The organism is Actinoplanes sp. NPDC051633 (assembly GCF_040681735.1).
Taxonomy (GTDB): Bacteria; Actinomycetota; Actinomycetes; order Mycobacteriales; family Micromonosporaceae; genus Actinoplanes.
Genome location: NZ_JBFAZH010000487.1, coordinates 1 through 5555 on the forward strand (window position 1 = coordinate 1; position 5555 = coordinate 5555).

Here is a 5555-nt window from a genome sequence, read left to right on the forward strand (position 1 = left end):
CGCGGATCGCGGCCAGGCCGTAGCCGCCCGCCACCGTGGTCTCCCGCGGCTCGCCGGTGTCGAAGCGGGCGGCGTCGTCGCGCTCGTCCAGGGTCACCAGATCCTCCATGTAGGACAGCGTCAGCGCGACCCGGGTCGCCTCGGCGTGCCGGGCCACGTTGGCGAGCGCCTCCTGCGCTGTCCGCAGCAGCGTCGTCTCGATCTCCGGACGCAGTACCTGCGGCGTACCCGTGGTGATCATCTCGACCGGCACCCCGTGGAGCTTCGACCAGCCGTCCACCACGTCGGCCAGTGCGTCCGGCAGCGCGGCCTCCGCGAGGGGCTGCGGCCTGAGCGCCTGCACCGACCGACGGGCCTCGGTGAGGCTGTCGCGGGCCAGGGTCCGGGCGCGGTCCAGATGCCGCGCCCGATCGTCCGGCCGGGCGGCCGCCGCGTCCGCCGCCTCGAGCTGGGTGACGATGCCGGTCAGGCCCTGCGCCAGCACGTCGTGGATCTCGCCGGCCATCCGCTGCCGCTCGTCCAGCATGCCCGCCTCACGCGCCTGGGTCAGCAGCTGGGCGTGCAGCCCGGCGTTCTCCCGCATCGCGGCGGCCAGCTTGCCGTTCGCCTCGGCCAGCTCCTTGATCGTCTGGCGGCGCCGTTCCGACTCCATCTCGGCCTTGTAGGCCAGCGCCGTCATCGCCACGCCGATGCCGACGTTGAAGGCCAGCACGACGGCGAAGGTGGGCCAGGACTTCCGGTCGGCCAGCACCTGAAAGCCGCCGACCTGCGAGGTGGCGCCCAGAATCGCCACTCCGGCCGCCCCTGCCATGATGCGGCGGCGGCCGGGCAGCGACGGACCCACGAACAGGTATCCGGTCCACGCGAAGAAGCCGTAGAGCGGGCTGCAGGCGACGAGCGCGGCGGTCAGAGCAGCAGACCGGCGAAGAAGACCAGCTTGAAACCCCGGCCCCGGCGGTCCCACTCCGCCGGCCGCAGGGTGACGAAGACCAGGAGCCAGAGGGCCGCGCCGGCGACCACGGCGAACGTGACGGGCAGCGGCACGTGGGACGTGCCCTCGTCCTGGGTGAGCAGGGTCAGCACCGTGGAAGCGGTCAGCGTGGCGTACGGCAGCCAGCGCGCGACCCGGCCGATCCCGGTCTCCCAGGGCCCCACTTCGGTCGTCATGCATTCCAGGCTTGCACGCGCCGTGCCGCCCGGTATCAACCGGTTGGTGGATCACGCCTGCGCGGAGGCCTCCTCGACCGCCTTGGCGCCGCGGCCGGTGACGGCGGAGTAGACCGAGCCGAGCTGCGACGCGACCCGCTTCCACGAGTACGCCTGCCGGGCCCGGTCCAGCGCCGCCGTGCCGTAGGCGAACCGCCGCACCTTGTCGTTGATCAGCCGGCGGAGCGCCCCGCCGAGGGCGCGCGGGTCGCGGGCCGGGACCAGGTCGCCGGTGAGGCCGTCGACCACGGTCTCGTTGAGGCCGCCCACCGCGGTGCCGATGACGGGCACGCCGCAGGCCATCGCCTCGAGCGTGGACAGGCCGAACTGGTCCTGCCAGGGCGCGGCGACGAGCAGGTCGGCGGACCGGTACCAGCGCGGCATGTCCTTCGACGGCACGGCCCCGATCAGCCGGACACGGTCGGAGACGTCGTACTTCTCGGCCAGCGCGCGGAGCTTGACTGCCTGCGGGTCGGCGGCGAGCTGGTCGGGCGGCGGGCCGCCCACCACGACGCATTCCGCGCCGGGGACGTACCGCATCGCCTGGATGACGTCGCCGAAGCCCTTGCGTTCGACGAGGCGGCCGACGGAGAGGATGCGGGGACGCTCGGGGTCACGCTCCACGGCCGGACCCTCGGGGGTGAAGTGGTCGCTGTCGACGCCGGCCGGGACGAGGGTGAGCTGGGTGCGGGGCACGCCGATGCGGACGAGCCCGCGCAGCTCCTCCTGGCTCTGCGCGACGACCCGGTCGACCGCGCGACCGAGCGCCCGTTCGTAGCTCGACCGGGACGGGCCGGTGGTGCCCGGGCTCATCCCGCCGAGCTCGTGGAAGGACTGGACGACCGGGATGCCGACCTGGCGGGCCGCGGTGACCGCGGCCAGGCCGCTGGTCCAGAAGTGGGCATGCGCGACCTCGGGACGCCAGTCCTCGCCGGTCCAGGCGGCGCGCAGCCACTGGGCGAAGTCGCCCATGTGCGGCAGCAGCAGCTCGGGCGGGAGGGCCTCGGCCGGGCCGGCGGGCACGTGCACGACCAGCACGCCGGTGGTCATGGGTACGGTGTCGGCCAGGTCAGGGCGGTCGCGGCGGGTGTAGACGCGCACGTCGTGGCCGAGGGTCGCGAGCGCGCACGACAGGTCGGCGACGTGCCGGCGCTGCACACCACCGGTGGCATCACCGCCGTCAGAGAGCGGGCTGGCGTGCTCGGAGATCATCGCGATACGCATCGTGGTCCTCCTCCAGCTCGGGAGTTCCGGGAGAAGACCGGAGTGACGGCTGAATACGCAGGGCAGCATGCCCGAGACCGAAATCCGTAAACATGAGCGTCAGCTGGGAGACTATCCGCCACAGCTCAGAGTAAAGCCACATATAGCTGTTGATAGCTGGTCAAGAACTGGTCCCCGACGCTGCGGCCGACCGTTGTTACGGCGCGGCCGAAGCCGGGTATGTCCCGGTCGTGGCTCACGTGAAGCGCATCATCCCGGCACCTCCCGGTCAGGTCTTCGCCATCCTCGCGGACGGGTGGACCTACAGCGACTGGGTGGTCGGCACCGTCCACATCCGCGACGTCGACCCCGGCTGGCCCGCCGTCGGCACGCGGATCCACCACAAGGCCGGGCCGTGGCCGATCTCGCTGCACGACAAGTCGACCGTGGTAGCGATGATCCCGGACCGGCAGCTGACGATGAAGGCCGGGCTGTGGCCGCTGGGGCAGGCCCACGTGGACATCACGCTGGAGCCGTCCGGCACCGACGCCACGCTGGTGTCGATCGAGGAGCAGTTCGATGAGGGCCCGCTGCTCGTCCTGCGCAACAAGGTCAACGACGTGGTGCTGCACCAGCGCAACGTGGAGAGCCTGCGCCGGCTGTCTGACCTCGTCGTCGGCGCCCGGCCACCGACGGGGAGCGGCCGGAGCGGCGCCGCCCCTGGCCGGTTCACCGAGACCGGCGAGCGGTGACCGCTCAGCGGTAGATCCTCCCGTGGGCGGCGTTGATCGCCGCGCGGTAGGCGCCGCCGGTGAGCGACCTGTTGCGGGCGAGGGCCGCCTGCGCCGCGTTGTTGCCCGGCGCGCCGTGCACGCCGCCGCCCGGGTGGGCCGACGAGCTGGCCAGATACAGCCGGTCGACCGGTGTGTCCGGCCGGCCCAGGCCGGGGACCGGCCGCAGGAACAGCTGCTGGTACGCCGCCGCCGTGCCCCCGCCGACGGCGCCGCCGACCAGCGACGGGTTCTCCCGCTGCATGTCGCCCGGTGAGTACACGTTGCGCCCGGCGACCATCGACCGGAAGCCCGGCGCCTGCGCCTCGAGCACCGACTCCATCCGCTCGACGTGCGCGGCGATCTCGTCGCCCTCCCACGAGCGGCGGTGCGGCAGATGGGTGTACGCCCACACCGACTCGGTGCCCTCCGGTGACCGGGTGGGGTCGGACGTCGTCATCTGCCCGAGGAGCAGGAAGGGGTCCCTCGGCACGCTGTCGGTCGCGAGCTCGGCGGCGTATCGGGTCAGGCCGTTGACGTCGGCGGCCAGGTGCACCGTGCCGGACGACGACGCCGCCGGGTTCTTCCACGGGATCTTCCCGGTCACCGCCCAGTCGACCTTCACCGTGGCGCCGTCCCAGCGGAAGAAGTCCAGGTCCTCGACCAGCCGCGGCGGCAGCCACCGCTCCCCCACCATGTCGAGGTAGAGCGCCGGCGCCGGCACGTCGGCCAGCACCGCGCGCCCGGCCCGGTGGTTCACCCCGTCCGCGGTACGCACGCCGACGGCCCGGCCCCGCGCCACCAGCACCCGCTCCACCGGCGACGAGTAGACGATCCGCCCGCCCTTGGACTCCAGCCGGTTCACCAGCGAGGTGGTGATCTCCTGCGCCCCGCCGACCGGCACCGGCCACCCGAACTCCTGGCCGAGCATGGCGAGCAGCCACCCGTACACCCCGCCGCCGGCCTCTTCCGGCGACAGGTCGGTGTGCAGCGCGCACCCGGCCAGGATCGCCCGCGCGCCCTCGCCCCGGAACAGCTCGCGGCCGATCTCGCGCACCGACAGCACCAGCCGCCGGGCCAGCCGCAGCGAGCCGGCGACGCCGAGCTGCCGGACCAGGCCGAGACCGTTGCGCACCGGCGGGAAGGGGGTGAACAGCGCGTCGAGCATCTGGGCGGAGACCGAGCGCCAGTCGTCGTACACGTTCTTCCACCGCTGCCCGTCACCCGGCGCGAACTGGTCCATCGACGCCATGGTGTCGTCCAGCGTGCGGCTGACCGTGGCCGCGCGCCCGTCCGGCAGGAGATGGGTGAACACCGTCGGGGAGTGCGTCCACTGCAACCCGTGCCGGTCCAGCGACAGGCGCTGCATCACGGGCGAAGCGTACCCAAGGGGGTAGAAAGAACTGAAAAGGTCTGAAAGGTAACCCGGCGCCGTCACAAAGCCCGAGCGGACCGCGCCGCCAGGGTGCGGTGTCGCCTCGAGCACCTCGACGGTCCACCCGGCGTCAGCCAGCACATTGGCCGCCACCAAGCCGTTGTGCCCAGCGCCGATCACGATCGCGTCCACAGCCGTCACAGCCCGACCGTAACCCGAGTTTGGGTGGTCCGCTCTCGGGCAGTTCAAGACCATGAGCACAGTGACTGAGTTTGTTGACGTGGACGTTCCGGTGCGGACCGCTTACAACCAGTGGACCCAGTTCGAGGAGTTCCCTCAGTTCATGAGCGGCGTCGTGGAGATCCGGCAGCTGGACCCGACGACCACGCACTGGAAGACCGACATCGACGGCGTGAAGCGTGAGTTCGACGCGAAGATCACCGAGCAGCTGCCCGACGAGCGGGTGGCGTGGACCTCGGTCGAGGGCAGCAAGCAGGCCGGCGTCATCACGTTCCACCGCCTCGACGACACGCGCACCCGCGTGACCTGCCAGATGGACTTCGAGCCGGACGGCGTGGTCGAGAAGGCCGGCGACAAGCTCGGCTTCCTGGACCGCCAGGTCAAGGGTGACCTCAAGAGGTTCAAGGAGTTCATCGAGCAGCGCGGCGGTCAGGAGACCGGCGCATGGCGCGGCCAGGTGGACCGCCCGGGTGCGTAAAACCCGTATGTGAGAGAGCCGCCGGGGTTTTCCGGCGGCTTTTTCCTGGGTACGCCCAGAGCATGACTGACGACGATCGACAGGACGGCCAGTGGCGTGATGAGGAGAAGCTTCCTCTCTCCGAGCTGAACCAGGCGATGGCCAGCTGGGACACCGACGGGCAGAACGACCCGACGGACAACGACGCCGGCGAGGAGGAGGCCTTCGGTCACGGCGGCGAGGGATCCGGTGGCGAGTTGTCCGATCGCCCCAGCACCACGGGCCGCACCGGCCCCCACTGAAC

The 5555-nt window shown here is 71.8% G+C and carries 7 protein-coding genes; 3 read left to right on the forward strand and 4 right to left on the reverse strand.

The window, feature by feature from the left end; translation table 11 throughout:
• The 3 genes from AB0M20_RS24560 to AB0M20_RS24570 form a co-directional block, all read right to left on the reverse strand.
• On the reverse strand, positions 1–964 hold a 964-nt coding region (locus AB0M20_RS24560), incomplete at its 3' end, for a histidine kinase (RefSeq protein ID WP_364301876.1).
• A complete protein-coding gene (locus tag AB0M20_RS24565; RefSeq protein WP_364301878.1) occupies positions 907–1167 on the reverse strand; it encodes a hypothetical protein in 261 nt (86 codons plus the stop codon). The genes AB0M20_RS24565 and AB0M20_RS24560, both read right to left, overlap by 58 nt.
• Before the next feature lie 51 nt (positions 1168–1218).
• Complete coding sequence (locus tag AB0M20_RS24570; protein ID WP_364301880.1) at positions 1219–2430, reverse strand: glycosyltransferase; 1212 nt, start codon at positions 2428–2430, stop codon at positions 1219–1221.
• 230 nt (positions 2431–2660) lie between these two features.
• On the opposite strand from AB0M20_RS24570, the gene AB0M20_RS24575 reads away from it, so the two are divergent.
• Positions 2661–3161, forward strand: a complete 501-nt coding sequence (locus AB0M20_RS24575) for an SRPBCC family protein (RefSeq protein WP_364301882.1) — start codon at positions 2661–2663, stop codon at positions 3159–3161.
• A gap of 4 nt (positions 3162–3165) precedes the next feature.
• Here the strand turns inward: AB0M20_RS24575 and AB0M20_RS24580 are convergent, their stop codons facing one another.
• On the reverse strand, positions 3166–4755 hold the full coding sequence (locus AB0M20_RS24580; protein ID WP_364301884.1) for an NAD(P)/FAD-dependent oxidoreductase: 1590 nt from the start codon (positions 4753–4755) through the stop codon (positions 3166–3168).
• A 52-nt stretch (positions 4756–4807) separates the two neighbouring features.
• Here AB0M20_RS24580 and AB0M20_RS24585 point away from each other — a divergent pair, with 52 nt between their 5' ends.
• Positions 4808–5272 carry an SRPBCC family protein gene (locus AB0M20_RS24585; protein ID WP_364301886.1) on the forward strand — a complete coding sequence of 155 codons (465 nt, stop codon included), beginning with the start codon at positions 4808–4810 and terminating at the stop codon, positions 5270–5272.
• 62 nt (positions 5273–5334) lie between these two features.
• Complete coding sequence (locus AB0M20_RS24590) at positions 5335–5553, forward strand: hypothetical protein (RefSeq protein ID WP_364301888.1); 219 nt, start codon at positions 5335–5337, stop codon at positions 5551–5553.
• The last annotated feature ends 2 nt before the right edge of the window (positions 5554–5555 follow it).

Excerpts from the sequence above, each read along its gene's own strand:
- AB0M20_RS24565 (WP_364301878.1), bottom strand. The coding sequence starts at position 1,167 with ATGACGACCGAAGTGGGGCCCTGGGAGACCGGGATCGGCCGGGTCGCG.
- AB0M20_RS24570 (WP_364301880.1), bottom strand. The coding sequence starts at position 2,430 with ATGCGTATCGCGATGATCTCCGAGCACGCCAGCCCGCTCTCTGACGGC.
- AB0M20_RS24585 (WP_364301886.1), top strand. The coding sequence starts at position 4,808 with ATGAGCACAGTGACTGAGTTTGTTGACGTGGACGTTCCGGTGCGGACC.
- AB0M20_RS24590 (WP_364301888.1), top strand. The coding sequence starts at position 5,335 with ATGACTGACGACGATCGACAGGACGGCCAGTGGCGTGATGAGGAGAAG.